Below are 21715 nucleotides of genomic sequence, written 5' to 3'. Positions count from 1 at the left end.
ACTTTTGTTCTGGAACCTGCTGATGAGTGCTCCTCGTGAAACCATCGCTGCTGTCGCTACCGCTCAAGGTCGCGGCGGTGTCGGTATTGTGCGTATTTCCGGGCCGCTTGCCGGTGTGGCTGCCCAGGCCATCAGCGGGCGGGAGTTGAAACCGCGGTACGCACATTACGGCCCCTTCCTGGATGCTGACAAAAGCGTGTTGGACGAAGGCCTGGCCCTTTATTTCCCAGGGCCAAATTCGTTTACCGGTGAAGATGTCCTGGAATTGCAGGGCCACGGTGGCCCGGTCGTCCTGGATATGTTGCTGCAACGCTGCCTGCAATTGGGCTGCCGCCTGGCGCGGCCGGGGGAATTCAGCGAGCGCGCGTTTCTCAACGACAAGCTCGACCTGGCCCAGGCCGAAGCGATTGCCGACTTGATCGAGGCCAGTTCTGCACAGGCTGCGCGTAATGCGTTGCGCTCGTTGCAGGGCGCGTTTTCCCTGCGTGTGCATAACTTGACCGAGCAACTGATCAGCTTGCGCATCTATGTCGAGGCGGCGATTGATTTTCCCGAAGAGGAAATCGACTTCCTCGCCGATGGCCACGTGCTGGCGATGCTGGATAAAGTCCGCGAGGAATTATCCACAGTGCTGCGCGAAGCCGGGCAGGGTGCCTTGCTGCGTGATGGCATGACCGTGGTGATCGCCGGGCGCCCCAATGCCGGCAAATCCAGCCTGCTCAACGCCCTGGCAGGGCGCGAAGCGGCGATCGTCACTGAGATTGCCGGCACGACGCGGGATATCCTGCGCGAACATATCCACATCGATGGCATGCCGCTGCATGTGGTCGACACCGCCGGTTTGCGTGATACGGATGACCAGGTCGAGAAAATCGGCGTGGAACGGGCGCTCAAGGCCATCAGTGAGGCCGATCGCGTGTTGCTGGTGGTGGATGCCACCGCGCCTGAGGCAGTGGACCCCTTTGCCCTGTGGCCGGAATTCCTCGAACAGCGGCCAGACCCGGCCAAAGTCACGTTAATCCGTAACAAGGCTGACCTGACGGGCGAGGCGATTGCCATGGAAACCAGCGAGGATGGCCACGTCACCATCAGCCTGAGCGCCAAGTCAGCGGGTGATGGCCTGGAACTGCTTCGCGACCATCTCAAGGCCTGCATGGGCTACGAGCAGACCTCGGAAAGCAGCTTCAGTGCGCGCCGCAGGCACCTGGAGGCGCTGCGCCATGCCAGCGCGGCGCTGGAACATGGTCGGGCACAGCTGACCTTGGCGGGCGCAGGAGAGCTGCTGGCCGAAGATTTACGCCAGGCGCAGCAGCTGTTGGGGGAAATCACCGGGGCATTTAGCTCTGATGATTTGTTGGGGCGGATCTTTTCCAGTTTCTGCATCGGCAAATAGCCGAGTTATCCACAGCGCTTTACCAGTTATACGACACCGTACCCAGCAAGGTACGGCTGTCGCCCCAGTAGCAACGCCCCGCATCGTTGCACCCTGACACATATTCTTTGTCGAACAGGTTCTTGGCGTTCAGGTCCAGCGACCAGTGCGGGTCGATCTGATAACCCACAACCGCATCCACCAATGTGACGCTTCCAGGGTCGAGCTTGCCGTACAAGCTCGGCTTGCTGTAGGAAAACGCGCTGTCGAAGTAACGCACGCCGCCGCCAAAAGACAGCCCCTTGAGTGGGCCATCGAGCATGCGGTATTTGCCCCAGATCGACGCCTGGTTGCGGGGAACTCCCGTCATCTGCCGGCCTTCTACCAGGGAACCGACCGTATCCTTGGTTATCCGAGCGTCGGTATAGGTGTAAGCCGCCGTCACATTCAGGTTCGGCGTGAGGTTGCTGTTGATCTCGACTTCCGCACCTTTGGCGCGACTCTCGCCCACTTGGCGGTACGTGTTGGTCGTGGAATCGAGGTAGGTATCGTCCTCCTTGCGCAAGTCATACACCGACAGTGTCATCGCCGTGTCCCAGCCAATCGGCTCGTACTTCAAACCCACTTCGTATTGACGACTGGTGATCGGCTTGAGCGGTGAGCCTGTCACCGAGATCTGCTGCACCGGCACAAATGCGGTGGAGTAGCTGACATACGGCGTCAGGCCGTTGTCGAATTGGTACATCACGCCACCTTGGTAGGTGAACTTCTGTTCCGTGGTGCTGGAGTCGGTCGAAGGCTTCACCTTGTCGCGGAAGTCACTGTCTACCCAATCCTGACGACCGCCAAGCAAGAACAACCAGTGGTCATACTTACTCTGGATCTGTGCATAAACCCCTTTCATCTGCTGTTCCAGCAGGGTGTTTTGGATAGCGAGCGGTGTGGTCGGTTCGCGCAGGTAAACCGGGTTATACACATTGATGGTTCCGGCGAAACCAGCGTCCCAATCCTGGTTGAACGAGGTCCGGTCGTAGCTCGCGCCGAACAGCACAGTGTTTTCCAGTTCGCCCAGCTGGAATTTTCCTTCCAGTTGGTTATCCAGGGAGTACACCATCGACTTGTTGTAGCGGTCGTAGGCGTTCATGTTCAGCTGAGTGCCGAAGCCTTGGTTGTTCAGGTCGCCCGGCCAGGTCTCATGACGGTTGATGCGTGACTGCATGTAACGCGAGTTCTGGCGGAACTGCCATTCGTCGTTGAAGCTGTGACTGAACTCGTAGCCGGTGCTCCAGGCTTCCCGCTCAAAGGTGTTCCAGTCCGGATCACCGAGCATGGTGTGCTTGGATAACTTGCCATTCGGGTTGGTCAGCAAAGTGCCCGCGGCGGGTAAGCCAAGCTCCAGGTTGGTGTGGTCTTTCTGGTAGTTGGCCAACAGCGTCAGGGTGTTGTAATCGTCGAAATTCAGGGTCAGGGACGGCGCGATGTAGAGGCGGTCATCCGGGACATGGTCCGTTTGGGTCTCAGACTTGCGGCCAAGCATCACCACGCGACCCAGGATATTGCCGGCATCCGTGAGCGGGCCGGAGATATCCACACCCAGTTGGCGACGGTTATTCGAGCCATAACCCAGTTGCACCTCGCCCTGTGGCGCAGCGGTTGGGTGCTTGCTCACCAGGTTCACCAGGCCGCCGGGAGCGTTTTCGCCATAAAGCAGGGACGACGGGCCACGGAAGATCTCGACCCGTTCCAGGCCATAGGGCTCGCTGGTAGTGTCGTACCGATTGCCTTGTACGCGTAGGCCATCGCGCAGCAATCCGTAGCCGTAATCGGTGGCGTTGAAACCGCGAATGAAAAACAGGTCACCCGCCAGACCATCACCGGCAGCGAACGGCGGTGCGAAGATACCGGGCACATAACCGAGCACTTCGGTCAGGGTCTGGGACTTCTGGTCCTTGATGCGCTGTCCGGTGACTACTGATACCGAACGCGGGGTTTCCGACAAAGGCGTACTGGTCTTGGTGCCGACCCGACTGTTTTGTGCCTTGTAGCCGACGTCCCCGGCGATCTCTTGAGTGAAACCAGCCTGTTGATAAGTACTGATGGTGGTCGGGGCCAACGTCAATTCCCCGGTGGGTGCGGCTTGTAATACATAACTGCCCGGCGCCTGGACGACGGCTTGTAGGCCAGATTCACGCAGTAGCTGTGCGAAACCCTGCTCTACCGAGTAATCCCCAACCAACCCCGGAGTGCGCAATCGTGCGGTTTGCTGTGGGGAAAAAGACAGAATGATATTGGCCCTGGCGGCGAATTGGCTCAAGGCGCTGTCCAGCGGGCCGGCGGCAATGCTGTAGTGCGCAGCCATCGCACTGGAAGGCAGGAACACCCCGACGGCAGTGGCGGCGCTCAACAGTAGACCGTACGTAATGCCGTGGCAGGAGAGTCGCTGGCGAAGCTGGTTAGGAAGGCGCATGTGTGAGGAAGCCCTGAAGGTTGCGTCGTAATTACCTGTAGGGCCGCGCCAGGTAGAAAAAAGATAACCCCCTTGTGGACTATTTTTTTGTCAGCCGATTCGCTGCACCGACACCCAATAGCGGGTGAAGTATTTCACCTGGATCGGCAGCGTCGCCTGCAGGTTGGCCAGCACGGCATCGGTGGAATCCAGGCGAAACGTGCCGGACACGCGCAGGCGCTGCGAAGCCCGGTCGCACTGGAGGGTGCCGGGGCGGTAACGGGCCAGTTCGTCGATGACGTCACCAAGGCGGGCGTCCAAAACGATCAACTGGCCATCAACCCAAGCAGCTTGAGTACGAAAATACTGTTGATCCGGTCCGACGTTCTGCCGATCGAAGTCAGCACTTTCGCCGGCGACGAGCACACGGCGGTGTGAAGGCTGATCACCTGGCGACACGCTTACCGTGTCCTCCAACACACCGACCCGGGTGGAATCCGCCAGTTGGCGTACGCTGAACCGCGTACCCAATGCCTGGACCCGGCCTTGGCGAGTGTCGACATAAAAGGGCGTTTGGCCACCCAATTTACCGGTGTGGATAAGTACTTCACCTTCGCGCAGACGAATCAGGCGCTGGCGTCCATCGAACGCGACATCGATGGCGGTGCCGGTATTGAGGTCAATCTGCGTTCCATCGGCCAGTTCGATACGCCGCCGCTGTCCTACAGCAGTGCGGTAGTCGGCCCATACGTTGCCCAGGGGCGTGTGTTGCTGAACATTCCAACCGAGATACCCAGCGCCGCCGAGTGCCAGCATCCACTTGAGCACCTCCCGGCGTTGTTGCGTGGTCGACAAGGCTCGGCGGGTAACGTCCTGGGGCAGGGCACCAAGACTGCGCTGCAATTGTTCCATCTGGTTCCACGCCGCTTGATGAGACGGATCGCCATTGAGCCATTGTTGCCAGGCGTATCGTTCGGCAGGTGTTGGCGGTTGTGACTGAAACTGCACATACCAGCTGGCAGCCGCCTCGAAGGTCTTGCGGTCAGGCGCTGCCATCAGAGGCTGGCCATGATCAACGCGCACTCGGTCAGCGCGCGGACCATGTGTTTTTTCACGGTGGTCAGGGAAACCTGCAGTTGATCGGCGATTTGTTGATAAGTCAGCCCGTCGATCTGCGACAGCATGAAAATCCGCCGCGCTCGCTCCCCCAGGCCAGACAGTGCTTTATCCACAGCCACCAGGGTTTCGATGATGATTGCCTTGTCTTCTTCACTGATGGCTGTGGCGTCAGGGCGCTCGGCCAGGGTTTGCTTATAAGCCTGTTCGACGGCATGCCGACGATAACGGTCGATCACCAGGCCTCTGGCAATGGTCGCCAGATAGTCACGCGGTTCCATGATCTGCGCAGCATGGCGCCCGGCCAGGATTCGCACAAACGTATCGTGTGCTACGTCGGCCGCATCGCAAGCGTCATGCAATTTGCCTTTGAGCCATCCCTGCAGCCACGAATGGTGCTGTTCGTAGATGTGCTGGACGGCGGCCGTGTGTGAAGGAGGGGACATAGGGCGCGACAGGCAGGTTAATGATAATCGCTATTATTAACTGCACTGCGGTTTTCTCACAATAGGTCTCTCTTTTACGTGCCCAGCTGCGAATCGAAAGATTACGGCGGCTTCGTTACGCCCGAAATACCCAGCGATTCATCGATTTCTGTGGATTAAGCCCTGTGAATAACCGCCCCTGTGCCCAGTTGATAACAGGGCTTGAAAACTGAAGATAAACCCGTCTGTGGATAACCACCTGTTTAATCCACAGGCTTAAAGCACTTATCCAAGGCCCTCATTGGCACATGACCACAGACTTTTGAATCGCTGTACACAACGTAAATAAAGGCCTGTAGAGATCTATCCACAGAAAGTAGGCTCAGTAGAAATAAACATAAAAACAAAGATTTAATAAATTTCTCTCTTTTAATTTCTATTGTCTGTGATTCATCCACAGCTGGTTAAATTTTGTGCAAAGGGTTCTTTAGGAAGGGCTAAGTCCCTATACTTGCCGCCAAAGCTCCAAAACCCTTTCAACAGACAATTCCTGATTACCTACATAAGCAGGCACGAGGTGCGTGGTGGATTTCCCTTCCCGTTTTGAAGTGATCGTCATCGGCGGCGGTCATGCCGGTACCGAGGCAGCACTGGCGTCAGCACGCATGGGCGTAAAAACCCTGTTGCTCACGCACAACGTGGAAACCCTCGGTGCAATGAGTTGCAACCCCGCCATTGGTGGGATCGGCAAAAGCCATTTGGTTAAAGAAATCGACGCCCTTGGCGGCGTGATGGCCATGGCTACCGACAAGGGTGGTATTCAATTTCGCGTGCTGAACAGCCGTAAAGGCCCGGCCGTGCGTGCCACTCGGGCACAAGCCGACCGCATCCTGTACAAGGCGGCTGTACGCGAAACCCTGGAAAACCAACCGAACCTGTGGATATTTCAACAAGCTGCGGATGACCTGATCGTCGAGCAAGACCAGGTACGCGGTGTTGTCACTCAGATGGGCCTGCGTTTCTTCGCAGAATCCGTGGTGTTGACCACCGGTACGTTCCTCGGCGGACTTATCCACATAGGTATGCAGAACTATTCCGGCGGTCGCGCCGGTGATCCGCCGTCGATTGCCCTGGCAAAACGCCTGCGTGAATTGCCGCTGCGCGTCGGTCGCCTGAAAACCGGGACCCCGCCGCGTATCGACGGGCGTTCTGTGGATTTCTCGGTCATGACCGAACAAGCCGGTGATACACCGATTCCGGTGATGTCGTTCATGGGTTCCAAAGAGCAGCACCCGAAACAGGTGAGCTGCTGGATTACCCACACGAACGCGCGTACCCACGAAATCATTGCCGCGAACCTCGACCGTTCGCCGATGTATTCCGGGGTAATCGAAGGTATTGGCCCGCGTTATTGCCCGTCGATCGAAGACAAGATCCACCGCTTTGCCGACAAGGAAAGCCACCAGGTCTTTATCGAGCCCGAAGGCTTGACTACCCATGAGCTGTACCCGAACGGCATTTCCACTTCCCTGCCGTTCGACGTGCAAATCCAGATCGTGCAATCGATTCGTGGCATGGAAAACGCGCACATCGTGCGTCCGGGCTACGCCATCGAGTACGACTATTTTGATCCGCGTGACCTGAAGTACAGCCTGGAAACCAAAGTGATCGGCGGTTTGTTCTTCGCCGGCCAAATCAACGGCACCACCGGTTACGAAGAAGCCGGCGCCCAAGGTTTGCTGGCCGGGACCAACGCCGCACTGCGTGCACAGGGCAAAGACAGCTGGTGCCCGCGTCGCGACGAAGCGTACATCGGCGTGTTGGTGGATGACCTGATTACCCTGGGTACCCAGGAACCGTACCGGATGTTCACTTCCCGGGCGGAATACCGTCTGATCCTGCGCGAAGACAACGCCGACCTGCGCTTGACCGAAAAAGGTCGCGAGCTGGGCTTGGTCGATGACGCGCGTTGGGAAGCCTTCTGCAAGAAACGCGAAAGCATCACCCTGGAAGAGCAACGCCTGAAAAGCACCTGGGTTCGCCCGGGCACCGAGCAGGGCGATGCGATTGCCGAGAAATTCGGCACGCCGCTGACCCACGAGTACAACTTGCTCAACCTGCTGTCGCGCCCGGAAATCGACTACGCTGGTCTGGTCGAAGTGACCGGCGGTGGCGCAGAAGACCCACAGGTCGCCGAACAGGTCGAGATCAAGACCAAGTACGCCGGTTACATCGATCGCCAGCAGGATGAGATCGCTCGCCTGCGCGCCAGTGAAGACACCAAGCTGCCTGTGGATATCGATTACACCGGGATTTCCGGGTTGTCGAAAGAAATTCAAAGCAAGCTGGGGATAACTCGGCCAGAAACCCTGGGCCAGGCTTCACGTATCCCCGGCGTCACCCCGGCAGCCATTTCGCTGTTGATGATTCATTTGAAAAAACGCGGCGCGGGCCGTCAGTTGGAGCAAAGCGCTTGAGTTCGTTGGTCACCTCGCAACACGCCGAAGAGTTATCCACAGGTGCGCGCCAGTTGGGCGTCGACCTGACCCCGGCCCAGCACGAATTGCTGCTGGGTTACCTGGCCCTGTTGATCAAATGGAACAAGGCCTACAACCTGACCGCCGTGCGTGATCCAGACGAAATGGTTTCACGCCACTTGCTCGACAGCTTGAGCGTGATGCCGTTTATCGAAAACGGTCGCTGGCTCGACGTCGGCAGTGGCGGCGGCATGCCTGGCATTCCATTGGCCATCCTGTTTCCCGAGTCGCAAGTGACCTGCCTGGACAGCAACGGCAAGAAAACCCGCTTCCTGACCCAGGTCAAACTCGAACTCAAGTTGGATAACCTGCAAGTTATCCACAGTCGCGTCGAAGCCTTCACGCCTGAACAGCCCTTCAACGGAATTGTTTCCCGGGCCTTCAGCAGCATGGAGAACTTCAGCAACTGGACTCGCCACCTCGGCGACCGTGACACCCGCTGGCTGGCAATGAAGGGCGTCCATCCAAGCGACGAGCTGTTAGCATTGCCGGCAGACTTCCACCTCGATAGCGAACACGCCTTGGCCGTACCCGGTTGCCAAGGCCAACGCCATCTGCTGATACTGCGCCGCACGGCATGATTGGGAACACAAGCAAGAATGGCTAAGGTATTCGCGATAGCGAACCAGAAAGGTGGCGTGGGCAAAACCACCACCTGCATCAACCTCGCAGCATCCCTGGTGGCTACCAAGCGCCGGGTGCTGTTGATCGATCTCGATCCACAGGGCAACGCCACCATGGGTAGCGGTGTGGATAAACACGGCCTGGAAAACTCGGTCTACGACTTGCTCATCGGCGAGTGCGACCTGGCCCAGGCCATGCACTTCTCCGAGCACGGTGGTTACCAACTGCTGCCGGCCAACCGCGATTTGACCGCGGCGGAAGTGGTGCTGCTGGAAATGCAGATGAAAGAAAGCCGTCTGCGCAGCGCCTTGGCACCGATCCGCGAGAACTACGATTACATTTTGATCGACTGCCCGCCGTCGCTGTCGATGCTCACGCTGAATGCGTTGGTGGCGGCCGATGGGGTGATTATCCCCATGCAGTGCGAGTACTACGCGCTGGAAGGTTTGAGCGACCTTGTGGATAACATCAAGCGCATCGCCGAGCTGCTCAACCCGAACCTGCAGATCGAAGGCCTGTTGCGGACCATGTTCGATCCGCGCCTGAGCCTGATGAACGACGTGTCGGCACAGCTCAAGGAACACTTTGGCGACCAGCTCTACGACACCGTGATACCGCGCAACATCCGTCTGGCCGAAGCGCCAAGCTACGGCATGCCCGCGCTGGCGTACGACAAATCCTCGCGTGGCGCCATTGCCTACCTGGCCCTGGCTGGCGAGATGGTTCGCCGTCAACGCCGCAACTCACGCACCGCTGCAGCCCAGCCAACTTAAGGAATCCCCATGGCCGTCAAGAAACGAGGTCTCGGACGTGGACTGGATGCACTGTTGAGTGGTCCGACCGTCACATCGCTTGAAGAGCAAGCGGTGCAGGCCGACGAGCGCGAGCTGCAACACCTGCCCCTGGACTTGATCCAGCGCGGTAAATACCAGCCACGCCGGGACATGGACCCCCAGGCGCTGGAAGAACTGGCCAACTCGATCAAGGCCCAGGGCGTGATGCAGCCGATCGTGGTTCGCCCGATCGGTGGCGGGCGCTTTGAGATCATCGCCGGTGAGCGCCGCTGGCGTGCCAGCCAGCAGGCCGGCAAGGACACCATCCCGGCGATGGTGCGCGATGTGCCGGATGAAACCGCGATCGCCATGGCGTTGATCGAGAACATCCAGCGGGAAGACCTCAACCCGGTCGAAGAAGCGATTGCGTTGCAGCGCTTGCAGCAGGAATTCCAGCTGACCCAGCAACAAGTGGCTGACGCGGTGGGCAAGTCCCGCGTGACCGTGTCCAACCTGCTGCGCCTGATCGCCTTGCCGGAAGTCATCAAGACCATGCTGTCCCATGGCGACCTGGAAATGGGTCACGCCCGTGCTTTGCTGGGTTTGCCGGAAAATCAACAGGTTGAAGGGGCGCGACACGTTGTCGCACGAGGGCTCACCGTTCGTCAGACCGAGGCCCTGGTTCGCCAGTGGCTGAGCGGCAAACCTGCACCGGTCGAAACGAGCAAACCTGATCCGGATATCGCCCGTCTCGAACAGCGCCTGGCCGAACGCCTAGGCTCTGCGGTGCAGATTCGCCACGGGAAGAAAGGCAAAGGCCAATTGGTCATCGGCTATAACTCTCTCGATGAGCTGCAGGGCGTCCTTGCCCACATCCGCTGAAACATTTACTCATGTAGCGTGTGATCGGAAATCACTACCCGGCAGTTGAATAGGGGCAGAACCGCCCCTATACTCTGCGCGCATTTTGTCGGCACAAATTATGCCAAGTTATTGATTTCCGGCAGCCGACCATTGAGGAGCAAGAGTGATGGAAACCCGCACGCCAAACACGTTGCCGTTCCATCGCTTGGCCGTTTTTCCGGTTTTATTGGCTCAATTTGTCATTTTGCTGATCGCCGCTTTGGCGCTTTGGTACTGGCATGGAGTCGTAGCCGGATATTCAGGACTCTGCGGAGGCCTGATAGCCTTGCTGCCCAATATGTATTTTGCTCACAGGGCCTTTCGGTTTTCCGGCGCCCGAGCAGCCCAGGCGATCGTCCGGTCATTTTATGCCGGCGAAGCAGGGAAACTGATTTTGACGGCAGTGCTGTTTGCACTGACCTTTGCAGGTGTGAAGCCATTGGCGCCGCTGGCTGTATTCGGCGTCTTCGTGTTGACCCAACTGGTCAGCTGGTTCGCTCCCCTGCTAATGAAAACAAGACTTTCGAAACCTTAGGGCGTTTGAGGCAACCATGGCAGAAACAACCGCTTCGGGCTATATCCAGCACCACTTGCAGAACCTGACCTTCGGTCAGCTTCCTAATGGCGGCTGGGGCTTTGCCCACTCCGCAGCAGAGGCCAAAGAAATGGGCTTCTGGGCTTTCCACCTGGATACTCTGGGTTGGTCGGTCGCATTGGGTCTGATCTTCGTCCTGATTTTCCGCATGGCGGCAAAGAAGGCGACTTCCGGTCAGCCAGGTGCTTTGCAGAACTTCGTTGAAGTATTGGTCGAATTCGTCGATGGCAGCGTGAAAGACAGCTTCCATGGCCGTAGCCCGGTGATTGCACCGCTGGCACTGACCATCTTCGTCTGGGTGTTCCTGATGAACGCCGTCGACCTGATCCCGGTTGACTGGATTCCTCAGCTCGCCATGGCGATCAGCGGCGACCCGCACATCCCATTCCGTGCCGTATCGACCACTGACCCGAACGCTACCCTGGGCATGGCCCTGTCGGTATTCGCGTTGATCATTTTCTACAGCATCAAGATCAAGGGCATCGGCGGCTTCATCGGCGAACTGACCCTGCACCCGTTCGGCAGCAAGAACATCTTCGTTCAAGCCCTGCTGATCCCGGTGAACTTCCTGCTGGAATTCGTGACCCTGATCGCCAAGCCGATCTCCCTGGCCCTGCGACTGTTCGGCAACATGTATGCCGGCGAGCTGGTGTTCATTCTGATCGCTGTGATGTTCGGCAGCGGCCTGCTCTGGCTTAGCGGCCTGGGCATTGTTCTGCAGTGGGCGTGGGCTGTGTTCCACATCCTGATCATCACCCTGCAGGCCTTCATCTTCATGATGCTGACCATCGTCTACCTGTCGATGGCGCACGAAGAGAACCATTAAGACCAGTCTCGACTAGTCTGATGTCCTTCCCGGTAAAACGGGAAGGTAGGCCCTACCGGGCTATGAAACGATTTGTTTTACCGCTTTAAAATCTAAAAAACCTAAACCATACGACGTAAAAGTCGGGAGGAAAGATGGAAACTGTAGTTGGTCTAACCGCTATCGCTGTTGCACTGTTGATCGGCCTGGGCGCCCTGGGTACTGCCATTGGTTTCGGCCTGCTGGGCGGCAAGTTCCTGGAAGGCGCAGCGCGTCAGCCAGAAATGGTTCCAATGCTGCAAGTTAAAATGTTCATCGTCGCCGGCCTGCTCGACGCCGTGACCATGATCGGTGTTGGTATCGCTCTGTTCTTCACCTTCGCGAACCCTTTCGTTGGTCAACTCGCCGGTTAATCACTCGTCTTTTCGAGTGATTGGTGTGTTGTGCAACGAATGAGCGAGGTATTGGCGTGAACATTAATGCAACCATTATTGGTCAGTCCTTAGCGTTCTTGATTTTTGTCGTTTTCTGCATGAAGTTCGTATGGCCTCCGGTCATCGCAGCTCTGCACGAACGTCAGAAGAAGATTGCGGATGGACTGGACGCTGCAGCACGAGCAGCTCGCGACCTGGAGTTGGCCCAAGATAAAGCGGGTCAACAACTGCGCGAAGCGAAAGCTCAAGCAGCCGAAATCATTGAGCAAGCCAAGAAACGCGGTAACCAGATTGTTGAAGAGGCTGTTGAAAAAGCCCGTATCGACGCTGACCGTGTGAAGGTTCAGGCTCAGGCCGAGATCGAGCAGGAACTGAATAGTGTCAAAGACGCGCTGCGTGCCCAACTGGGTGCCCTGGCCGTTGGCGGTGCTGAGAAGATCCTGGGTGCCACAATCGATCAAAACGCGCACGCGGAGCTGGTTAACAAACTGGCTGCTGAAATTTAAGCGAGGGCGATCATGGCAGAATTGACCACGTTGGCCCGACCTTACGCTAAGGCAGCCTTCGAGCACGCCCAGGCCCACCAGCAGCTGGCCTCTTGGTCAGCCATGCTCGGCCTGGCTGCAGCAGTGTCGCAAGACGACACCATGCAGCGCGTGCTCAAGGCCCCGCGACTGACGAGCGCAGACAAGGCCGCCACTTTTATTGAAGTGTGCGGCGACAAGTTTGATGTGAAAGTGCAGAACTTCTTGCACGTCGTTGCCGAAAACGACCGTCTCCTGCTTTTGCCGGAGATTGCCGCTCTGTTCGACCTGTACAAGGCCGAGCAAGAGAAATCGGTAGACGTTGAAGTGACCAGTGCTTTCGCATTGAACCAAGAACAGCAAGACAAACTCGCCAAGGTTCTCAGTGCACGACTCGACCGGGAAGTGCGCCTGCAAGTTGCGGAAGACAAATCCCTCATTGGGGGCATTGTCATTCGCGCCGGCGACCTGGTTATCGATGGCTCGATTCGCGGCAAACTCGCGAATCTTGCCGAAGCATTGAAATCTTGAGTTTGAAGGGGCAGCAGAGCAATGCAGCAACTCAATCCTTCCGAAATAAGTGAAATTATCAAGGGCCGCATCGACAAGCTCGATGTGACCTCCCAAGCCCGTAACGAAGGCACTGTCGTCAGCGTATCTGACGGTATCGTGCGGATTCACGGTCTGGCCGACGTAATGTCCGGCGAGATGATCGAGTTTCCGGGCGGCGTCTTCGGTATGGCTCTCAACCTGGAGCAGGACTCCGTAGGTGCCGTTATTCTCGGCGCATACCAGTCCCTGGCTGAAGGCATGAGCGCCAAGTGCACTGGCCGCATCCTGGAAGTTCCGGTTGGTAAGGAACTGCTGGGTCGCGTAGTCGACGCACTGGGTAACCCTGTTGACGGTAAAGGTCCACTGGGCAACACCGAGACCGACGCGGTCGAGAAAGTTGCTCCAGGCGTGATCTGGCGTAAGTCGGTAGACCAGCCTGTACAGACTGGCTACAAGGCTGTCGATGCCATGATCCCTGTCGGCCGTGGCCAGCGTGAGCTGATCATCGGTGACCGTCAGATCGGTAAAACCGCTCTGGCCATCGACGCGATCATCAACCAGAAAGACAGCGGCATTTTCTGCGTCTACGTAGCCATCGGTCAGAAGCAATCGACCATCGCCAACGTAGTTCGCAAGCTGGAAGAGAACGGCGCACTGAAAAACACGATCATCGTGGCTGCCAGTGCTTCGGAATCTCCTGCGCTGCAATACCTGGCTCCGTATGCCGGTTGCACCATGGGTGAATTCTTCCGCGACCGCGGTGAAGACGCGCTGATCGTTTATGACGATCTGTCCAAGCAAGCAGTGGCTTACCGCCAGATTTCCCTGCTGCTGCGCCGTCCACCAGGCCGTGAAGCCTACCCAGGCGACGTGTTCTATCTCCACTCCCGTCTGCTGGAGCGCGCATCCCGCGTTTCGGAAGAGTACGTAGAGAAGTTCACCAACGGCGCAGTGACCGGCAAAACCGGTTCCCTGACCGCACTGCCGATCATCGAAACCCAGGCTGGCGACGTTTCCGCGTTCGTTCCGACCAACGTGATTTCCATCACCGACGGTCAGATCTTCCTGGAATCGGCCATGTTCAACTCGGGCATCCGCCCTGCAGTGAACGCCGGTGTTTCGGTATCCCGTGTGGGTGGTGCCGCTCAGACCAAGATCATCAAGAAGCTCTCCGGTGGTATCCGTACCGCTCTGGCTCAGTACCGTGAACTGGCGGCATTCGCCCAGTTCGCTTCTGACCTGGACGAAGCGACCCGTAAGCAACTTGAGCATGGTCAGCGCGTTACCGAGCTGATGAAGCAGAAGCAATACGCCCCAATGTCGATCGCTGACATGGCGTTGTCGCTGTATGCCGCTGAGCGTGGGTTCCTGACTGACGTTGAAATCGCCAAGGTTGGCAGCTTTGAACAAGCGCTGATTGCTTACTTCAACCGCGATCACGCCGACTTGTTGGCCAAGATCAACGTGAAGGGTGACTTCAATGACGAAATCGACGCTGGCCTGAAAGCCGGTATCGAGAAGTTCAAGGCCACCCAAACCTGGTAAGCCGCAGCGGGGGCCGCAAGGCTCCCGCTTGCTAACCTGATAGGTGTTACATGGCAGGCGCAAAAGAGATTCGCAGTAAGATTGCGAGCATCAAAAGCACGCAAAAAATTACCAGCGCCATGGAAAAAGTGGCGGTCAGCAAAATGCGCAAGGCACAAATGCGCATGGCTGCTAGCCGTCCTTATGCGGAGCGTATCCGCCAGGTAATTGGGCATCTGGCCAACGCCAACCCGGAATACCGCCACCCATTCATGATCGACCGCGAAGTTAAGCGTGTGGGTTATGTGGTTGTGAGCAGTGACCGTGGTTTGTGCGGTGGTTTGAATACCAACCTGTTCAAGGCCCTGGTCAAGGACATGGCGGTAAACCGCGAAAACGGCGTCGAGATCGATCTGTGTGTAGTTGGTAGCAAGGGTGCGGCCTTTTTCCGTAACTTCGGCGGCAACGTCGTAGCAGCTATCAGCCACCTGGGTGAAGAGCCGTCGATCAATGATTTGATCGGCAGTGTGAAGGTGATGCTGGATGCATACCTGGAAGGCCGGATTGACCGCCTCTCCGTGGTATCCAACAAGTTCATCAACACCATGACCCAGCAGCCAACCGTGGAGCAATTGATTCCACTGGTGGCGACTCCGGATCAGGAACTCAAGCACCACTGGGACTACCTCTACGAACCAGACGCCAAAGAGCTGCTTGACGGCTTGATGGTGCGCTACGTGGAGTCGCAGGTGTACCAGGCGGTGGTCGAGAACAACGCAGCTGAACAAGCGGCGCGGATGATCGCGATGAAAAACGCTACCGATAACGCCGGTGATCTGATCAGCGATTTGCAGCTGATCTACAACAAGGCGCGTCAGGCTGCGATCACCCAAGAGATCTCGGAAATCGTCGGCGGCGCTGCCGCGGTTTAACGGTTCAAATATTCAGAGGATCCAGCTATGAGTAGCGGACGTATCGTTCAAATCATCGGCGCCGTTATCGACGTGGAATTTCCACGCGACAGCGTACCGAGCATCTACAACGCGCTGAAAGTACAAGGCGCGGACACTACTCTGGAAGTTCAGCAACAGCTGGGCGACGGCGTAGTTCGTACCATTGCGATGGGTTCCACCGAAGGCTTGAAGCGCGGTCTGGACGTTGTCGACTCTGGCGCAGCCATCTCCGTACCGGTCGGTAAAGCGACCCTGGGCCGGATCATGGACGTACTGGGCAACCCGATTGACGAAGCTGGTCCGATCGACACCGAAGAGCGTTGGGGCATTCACCGTCCAGCACCTTCGTTCGCGGAACAAGCTGGCGGCAACGACCTGTTGGAAACTGGCATCAAGGTTATCGACCTGGTTTGCCCGTTCGCCAAAGGCGGTAAAGTCGGTCTGTTCGGTGGTGCCGGTGTAGGCAAGACCGTAAACATGATGGAACTGATCCGTAACATCGCCATCGAGCACAGCGGTTATTCCGTGTTCGCCGGTGTGGGCGAGCGTACCCGTGAGGGTAACGACTTCTACCACGAGATGAAGGACTCCAACGTTCTGGACAAAGTGGCACTGGTTTACGGTCAGATGAACGAGCCGCCGGGTAACCGTCTGCGCGTAGCATTGACCGGCCTGACCATGGCCGAGAAGTTCCGTGACGAAGGTAACGACGTTCTGCTGTTCGTCGACAACATCTACCGTTACACCTTGGCCGGTACTGAAGTATCCGCACTGCTGGGCCGTATGCCTTCCGCAGTAGGTTACCAGCCGACCCTGGCCGAAGAGATGGGCGTTCTGCAAGAACGTATCACTTCGACCAAAGAAGGTTCGATCACTTCGATCCAAGCGGTATACGTACCTGCGGATGACTTGACTGACCCGTCGCCAGCGACCACCTTCGCCCACTTGGACGCCACCGTCGTTCTGTCCCGTGACATCGCTTCCCTGGGTATCTACCCAGCGGTCGATCCACTCGACTCGACTTCGCGCCAGCTGGACCCGAACGTGATCGGCCAGGAGCACTACGACACCGCTCGCGGCGTTCAGTACGTGCTGCAGCGTTACAAAGAACTGAAGGACATCATTGCGATCCTGGGTATGGACGAGCTGTCGGAAGCCGACAAGCAGTTGGTAAACCGTGCTCGTAAGATCCAGCGTTTCTTGTCGCAGCCGTTCTTCGTGGCTGAAGTCTTCACCGGTGCCTCGGGTAAATACGTTTCCCTGAAAGACACCATTGCTGGCTTCAAAGGCATCCTCAACGGTGACTACGACCACCTGCCAGAACAAGCGTTCTACATGGTTGGCGGCATCGAAGAAGCGATCGAGAAAGCCAAGAAACTGTAATCCAAGCGCCCGGAAACGGGCGCTCATCAGGTTGAGGCAATCAGATGGCTATGACAGTCCATTGCGATATCGTCAGCGCGGAAGGGGAAATCTTCTCCGGTCTGGTAGAGATGGTGATTGCACACGGCGAACTCGGTGACCTTGGTATTGCCATGGGTCACGCGCCGTTGATCACCAGCTTGAAGCCGGGTCCGATCACTCTGACCAAGCAAGGCGGGGAAAAGGAGGTGTTTTACATCTCCGGTGGTTTCCTTGAGGTTCAGCCGAACATGGTCAAGGTACTTGCCGACACCGTGCAACGTGCTGGCGACCTGGATGAAGCCTCCGCTCAGGAAGCCGTCAAGGCTGCCGAGAAGGCCCTGAACGAAAAGGGTGCGGACTTCGACTACAGCGCTGCTGCTGTACGTCTGGCCGAGGCTGCAGCCCAGCTGCGCACGCTCCAGCAGATCCGCAAGAAGTAAGCGGCCACGCCGTCTTGTTTCATGTGCGATTGATTAAAAAGGGTAGCCTCGGCTACCCTTTTTCTTTTTCAGCAATACACTTCTCTGGTCTGACGTCGGACCGCCCAGGATTGGTAGCCATTCATGTCTCTTGAAATCGTCATTCTCGCCGCAGGCCAAGGCACCCGCATGCGTTCGGCCCTGCCCAAGGTGCTGCATCCGGTTGCCGGCAATTCCATGCTTGGCCATGTTATCCACAGCGCGCGGCAGCTCGATCCACAGCGCATTCACGTGGTGATCGGCCACGGTGCCGATGTTGTGCGTGAACGCCTGGCCGCGGATGACCTGAATTTCGTATTGCAAGACAAGCAACTCGGCACCGGCCACGCCACCGCGCAAGCCGTGCCGTTCATCACTGCCGACACCGTGCTGATCCTCTACGGTGACGTACCGCTGATCGAAGTGGAAACCCTGCAACGCCTGCTCAAGCACGTGGTGCCAGGGCAGATGGGCCTGCTCACCGTCGAGCTGGATGATCCTACCGGCTATGGCCGTATCGTGCGCAACGCTGACGGCAAGGTCGCGGCCATCGTCGAGCACAAAGATGCCAGCGAAGCCCAGCGCGCCATCACCGAAGGCAACACCGGAATCATGGCGGTGCCGGGCAATAAGCTCGCCGACTGGATGAGCCGTCTGTCCAACAACAACGCCCAGGGCGAGTACTACCTCACCGACGTGATTGAGATGGCCGTGAGCGATGGCCTGTTGGTCGCCACCGAGCAGCCCCTCGACCCCATGGAAGTGCAGGGCGCCAACGACCGCAAGCAACTCGCCGAACTGGAGCGTCACTACCAGCTGCGTGAAGGCCGCCGCCTGATGGCCCAGGGCGTGACCCTGCGCGACCCGGCGCGTTTCGATGTACGCGGCGAAGTGACCGTGGGCCGCGACGTGCTGATCGACATCAACGTGATCCTCGAAGGCCGCGTGATCATCGAAGACGACGTGGTGATCGGCCCGAACTGCGTGATCAAGGACAGCACCCTGCGCAAAGGCGTGGTGGTCAAGGCCAACAGTCACCTGGACGGTGCGGTGATGGGGGAGGGCAGCGATGCCGGTCCGTTTGCGCGACTGCGTCCGGGAACCGTGATGGGTGCCAGGGCGCATGTGGGCAATTTCGTCGAACTAAAGAACGCCCGAATGGGTGACGATGCCAAGGCCGGCCACTTGGCCTACCTCGGTGATGCGGTGATTGGTGCACGCAGTAACATTGGTGCGGGCGCCATTACCTGCAATTACGATGGCGCCAACAAATACCAGACGACTATTGGTGAGGACGTCTTCATCGGCTCCAATAACTCACTGATTGCGCCTGTCTCTATTGGTGATGGCTCGAACACCGCCGCCGGCTCAACGATCAATCAGGATGTGGATAAGTCTCAACTGGCGGTAGCCCGCGCCCGCCAACGCAACATCGATGGTTGGAAGCGTCCGGTCAAAATCAAAAAGACCTGAGTTACCCACAATTTCACCTGCGACAAATATCCAATGTGGGAGCGGGCTTGCTCGCGAATGCGGAGTATCAGTCACCGATGATTCGACTGATACACCGCATTCGCGAGCAAGCCCGCTCCCACATTTGACCTGCGTCGACGCAAAAATTTGTTGCACCCCGCTTGACGATCTTTCGCCAATAGGTTTTGATTGCCTTCGTTATCTTTCGAAACGAAACTTATCATCACCATGTCGAAACGAAATACACCCCAACGACGCCACAACATTCTGACCTTGCTCAATGAACAGGGCGAAGTGAGCGTGGACGAATTGGCCAAGCATTTCGAAACTTCGGAAGTGACCATCCGCAAGGACCTGGCGGCCCTCGAAAGCAACGGCCTGTTGCTGCGTCGCTACGGTGGCGCCATCACCATGCCCCAGGAATTGGTCGGCGACGCCGCCCAGCCCATCTCGGTGTACAAGCGCGCCATCGCCCGTGCCGCCGTGCTGCGCCTGCGCGAACACGCACGCATCATCATCGACAGCGGCAGCACCACCGCCGCGATGATCCCCGAACTGGGCCACCAGCCCGGCCTGGTGGTGATGACCAACTCCCTGCACGTGGCCAGCGCCTTGAGCGAACTGGAACACGAGCCGGTGCTGTTGATGACCGGCGGCACCTGGGACCCTCACTCGGATTCGTTCCAAGGCCAGGTCGCGGAGCAGGTGCTACGGTCCTATGACTTTGATCAGCTGTTTATCGGTGCCGATGGCATCGACCTGCAGCGCGGTACCACCACCTTCAACGAATTGCTGGGCCTGAGCCGCGTGATGGCCGAGGTCGCCCGGGAAGTGGTGGTGATGGTCGAATCCGACAAGATCGGCCGCAAGATTCCCAACCTGGAACTGCCCTGGAGCAGCGTCCATACCCTTATTACCGATGATCGCCTGCCGCTTGAGGCCCGCGACCAGATCCAAGCCCGCGGCATTACGCTGATATGCGCGGCAATCATCTAGGAGAAACATCATGTGTGGAATTGTTGGCGCAGTCGCCGAACGTAACGTAACCGCCATCCTGCTCGAAGGCCTCAAGCGCCTGGAATACCGTGGCTACGACAGCGCCGGTGTGGCCGTCTTCACCAACGCCGGCAAACTGGAGCGCATGCGCCGTCCGGGCAAGGTCAGCGAGTTGGAACAGGCCCTGGCAGGCGAGCCGCTGGTCGGTCGTCTGGGCATCGCCCACACCCGCTGGGCCACCCACGGCGCGCCGTGCGAGCGTAACGCCCACCCACACTTCTCCGGCGACCTGGCGGTGGTGCACAACGGCATCATCGAAAACCACGAAGTGCTGCGCGAACAACTCAAGGGCCTGGGCTACGTGTTCACCTCGGACACCGACACCGAAGTCATCGCCCACCTGCTCAACCACAAACTCAAGGACCACAGCGACCTGACCACCGCCCTCAAGGCCACGGTCAAGGAACTGCACGGCGCCTACGGCCTGGCCGTGGTCAGCGCCAGCCAACCCGACCGCGTCGTCGCCGCCCGTAGTGGCAGCCCGCTGGTGATTGGCCTGGGCCTGGGGGAAAACTTCCTCGCCTCCGACCAACTGGCCCTGCGCCAGGTCACTGACCGCTTCATGTACCTGGAGGAAGGCGATATTGCCGACATCCGCCGTGAAAGCGTGCAGATCTGGGACGTAAACGGCAACACCGTCGAGCGCGAAGCCGTGCAGTACCGCGACGGCGCCGAAGCGGCCGACAAAGGCGAGTTCCGCCACTTCATGCTCAAGGAAATCCATGAGCAACCGGCTGTGGTGCAACGCACTCTGGAAGGGCGCCTGAGCCAGAACCAGGTGCTGGTCAACGCCTTCGGTCCACAAGCTGCCGAGTTGTTTGCCAAAGTGCGCAACGTGCAGATCGTCGCCTGTGGCACCAGCTACCACGCCGGCATGGTTGCCCGTTACTGGCTGGAAGAACTGGCCGGCATCCCGTGCCAGGTCGAAGTCGCCAGCGAGTTCCGCTACCGCAAGGTGGTGGTGCAGCCCGACACCCTGTTCGTGACCATTTCCCAGTCCGGCGAAACCGCCGACACCCTGGCCGCCCTGCGTAACGCCAAGGAACTGGGCTTCCTCGCCAGCCTGGCGATCTGCAACGTGAGCATCAGCTCCCTGGTGCGTGAATCCGACCTGACCCTGCTGACCCAGGCCGGCCGTGAAATCGGCGTCGCCTCCACCAAGGCTTTCACCACCCAGCTCGTTGGCTTGTTGCTGCTGACCCTGTCCCTGGGCCAAGTGCGGGGCACCCTCGCCGAAGGCATCGAAGCCACCCTGGTCGAAGAACTGCGCCGCCTGCCCACTCGCCTCGGCGAAGCCCTGGCCATGGACAGCACCGTGGAAAAAGTCGCCGAGCTGTTTGCCGACAAGAACCACACCCTGTTCCTCGGCCGTGGCGCGCAATACCCAGTGGCAATGGAGGGCGCGCTCAAGCTCAAGGAAATCTCCTACATCCACGCCGAAGCATACCCAGCCGGCGAGTTGAAGCACGGCCCATTGGCCTTGGTGGACGACGACATGCCGGTGGTCACCGTTGCACCCAACAACGAACTGCTGGAGAAGCTCAAGTCCAACCTGCAGGAAGTGCGCGCCCGTGGTGGCCAACTGGTGGTATTCGCCGACGAAAAAGCCGGCATGACCAACGGCGAAGGCACCCACGTCATCAACGTTCCGCATATCCACGACATCCTGTCGCCGATCCTCTACACCATCCCGCTGCAACTGCTGTCGTACTACGTTGCCGTGCTCAAGGGCACAGACGTT

The 21715-nt window shown here is 58.3% G+C and carries 20 protein-coding genes; 17 read left to right on the top strand and 3 right to left on the bottom strand.

What is annotated here, in order from left to right; translation table 11 throughout:
• The first annotated feature begins 22 nt into the window (after positions 1–22).
• Positions 23–1393, top strand: a complete 1371-nt coding sequence (gene mnmE / locus DBR46_RS16430; protein WP_124527024.1) for a tRNA uridine-5-carboxymethylaminomethyl(34) synthesis GTPase MnmE — start codon at positions 23–25, stop codon at positions 1391–1393.
• A gap of 19 nt (positions 1394–1412) precedes the next feature.
• Here the strand turns inward: mnmE and DBR46_RS16425 are convergent, their stop codons facing one another.
• The 3 genes from DBR46_RS16425 to DBR46_RS16415 form a co-directional block, all read right to left on the bottom strand.
• Entirely contained in the window at positions 1413–3839 is a 2427-nt protein-coding gene (locus DBR46_RS16425; protein ID WP_124527023.1) for a TonB-dependent siderophore receptor, read from the bottom strand.
• 90 nt (positions 3840–3929) lie between these two features.
• Entirely contained in the window at positions 3930–4874 is a 945-nt protein-coding gene (locus DBR46_RS16420; RefSeq protein WP_124527022.1) for a FecR domain-containing protein, read from the bottom strand.
• Positions 4874–5380, bottom strand: a complete 507-nt coding sequence (locus tag DBR46_RS16415; protein WP_124527021.1) for a sigma-70 family RNA polymerase sigma factor — start codon at positions 5378–5380, stop codon at positions 4874–4876. Before DBR46_RS16415 ends, DBR46_RS16420 begins: the two co-directional genes overlap by 1 nt.
• A 563-nt stretch (positions 5381–5943) precedes the next feature.
• On the opposite strand from DBR46_RS16415, the gene mnmG reads away from it, so the two are divergent.
• The 16 genes from mnmG to glmS form a co-directional block, all read left to right on the top strand.
• Positions 5944–7836, top strand: coding sequence for a tRNA uridine-5-carboxymethylaminomethyl(34) synthesis enzyme MnmG (mnmG, locus tag DBR46_RS16410; protein ID WP_026136734.1), 1893 nt, complete (start codon positions 5944–5946; stop codon positions 7834–7836).
• Positions 7833–8477, top strand: coding sequence for a 16S rRNA (guanine(527)-N(7))-methyltransferase RsmG (gene rsmG, locus DBR46_RS16405; protein ID WP_071494728.1), 645 nt, complete (start codon positions 7833–7835; stop codon positions 8475–8477). The genes mnmG and rsmG overlap by 4 nt, the downstream gene beginning before the upstream one ends.
• Positions 8478–8495: 18 nt before the next feature.
• Positions 8496–9293: a ParA family protein gene (locus DBR46_RS16400; RefSeq protein ID WP_017736233.1), complete on the top strand. Its 798-nt coding sequence runs from the start codon at positions 8496–8498 to the stop codon at positions 9291–9293.
• Positions 9294–9302: 9 nt separating this feature from the next.
• Entirely contained in the window at positions 9303–10175 is an 873-nt protein-coding gene (locus DBR46_RS16395) for a ParB/RepB/Spo0J family partition protein (protein ID WP_124527020.1), read from the top strand.
• Positions 10176–10323: 148 nt separating this feature from the next.
• Positions 10324–10731, top strand: coding sequence for a F0F1 ATP synthase subunit I (locus DBR46_RS16390; RefSeq protein ID WP_010565865.1), 408 nt, complete (start codon positions 10324–10326; stop codon positions 10729–10731).
• A 16-nt stretch (positions 10732–10747) separates the two neighbouring features.
• Positions 10748–11617, top strand: a complete 870-nt coding sequence (gene atpB / locus DBR46_RS16385) for a F0F1 ATP synthase subunit A (protein WP_017736231.1) — start codon at positions 10748–10750, stop codon at positions 11615–11617.
• Positions 11618–11751: 134 nt separating this feature from the next.
• Positions 11752–12009 carry a F0F1 ATP synthase subunit C gene (gene atpE, locus DBR46_RS16380; protein ID WP_002555987.1) on the top strand — a complete coding sequence of 86 codons (258 nt, stop codon included), beginning with the start codon at positions 11752–11754 and terminating at the stop codon, positions 12007–12009.
• A 56-nt stretch (positions 12010–12065) separates the two neighbouring features.
• The gene (locus DBR46_RS16375; RefSeq protein WP_017736230.1) at positions 12066–12536 is read left to right on the top strand and encodes a F0F1 ATP synthase subunit B; all 471 of its coding nucleotides are present in this window, start codon (positions 12066–12068) and stop codon (positions 12534–12536) included.
• Between the two features lie 12 nt (positions 12537–12548).
• Positions 12549–13085, top strand: coding sequence for a F0F1 ATP synthase subunit delta (locus DBR46_RS16370; RefSeq protein ID WP_017736229.1), 537 nt, complete (start codon positions 12549–12551; stop codon positions 13083–13085).
• A gap of 21 nt (positions 13086–13106) precedes the next feature.
• Positions 13107–14651 (top strand): F0F1 ATP synthase subunit alpha, encoded by a 1545-nt coding sequence (gene atpA, locus DBR46_RS16365; protein ID WP_010207686.1) that lies wholly within the window; start codon positions 13107–13109, stop codon positions 14649–14651.
• A gap of 50 nt (positions 14652–14701) precedes the next feature.
• On the top strand, positions 14702–15562 hold the full coding sequence (atpG, locus tag DBR46_RS16360; protein ID WP_010565870.1) for a F0F1 ATP synthase subunit gamma: 861 nt from the start codon (positions 14702–14704) through the stop codon (positions 15560–15562).
• Positions 15563–15589: 27 nt separating this feature from the next.
• Positions 15590–16966 carry a F0F1 ATP synthase subunit beta gene (gene atpD / locus DBR46_RS16355; protein ID WP_010207684.1) on the top strand — a complete coding sequence of 459 codons (1377 nt, stop codon included), beginning with the start codon at positions 15590–15592 and terminating at the stop codon, positions 16964–16966.
• A 44-nt stretch (positions 16967–17010) separates the two neighbouring features.
• Positions 17011–17427, top strand: coding sequence for a F0F1 ATP synthase subunit epsilon (locus tag DBR46_RS16350; RefSeq protein WP_003177061.1), 417 nt, complete (start codon positions 17011–17013; stop codon positions 17425–17427).
• 123 nt (positions 17428–17550) lie between these two features.
• Positions 17551–18918: a bifunctional UDP-N-acetylglucosamine diphosphorylase/glucosamine-1-phosphate N-acetyltransferase GlmU gene (gene glmU, locus DBR46_RS16345; protein WP_124527019.1), complete on the top strand. Its 1368-nt coding sequence runs from the start codon at positions 17551–17553 to the stop codon at positions 18916–18918.
• A 228-nt stretch (positions 18919–19146) separates the two neighbouring features.
• Entirely contained in the window at positions 19147–19914 is a 768-nt protein-coding gene (locus DBR46_RS16335) for a DeoR/GlpR family DNA-binding transcription regulator (RefSeq protein ID WP_124527017.1), read from the top strand.
• Between the two features lie 10 nt (positions 19915–19924).
• The coding region (gene glmS / locus DBR46_RS16330) for a glutamine--fructose-6-phosphate transaminase (isomerizing) (protein ID WP_124527122.1) at positions 19925–21715 on the top strand (1791 nt) is incomplete at its 3' end.

Origin of the sequence: Pseudomonas sp. KBW05, from assembly GCF_003852405.1 — a bacterium.
In the GTDB taxonomy this organism is placed as follows: domain Bacteria; phylum Pseudomonadota; class Gammaproteobacteria; order Pseudomonadales; family Pseudomonadaceae; genus Aquipseudomonas.
The sequence above is the reverse complement of the archived record's forward strand: the minus strand, read 5'-3'. Positions and strand labels throughout refer to the sequence as shown.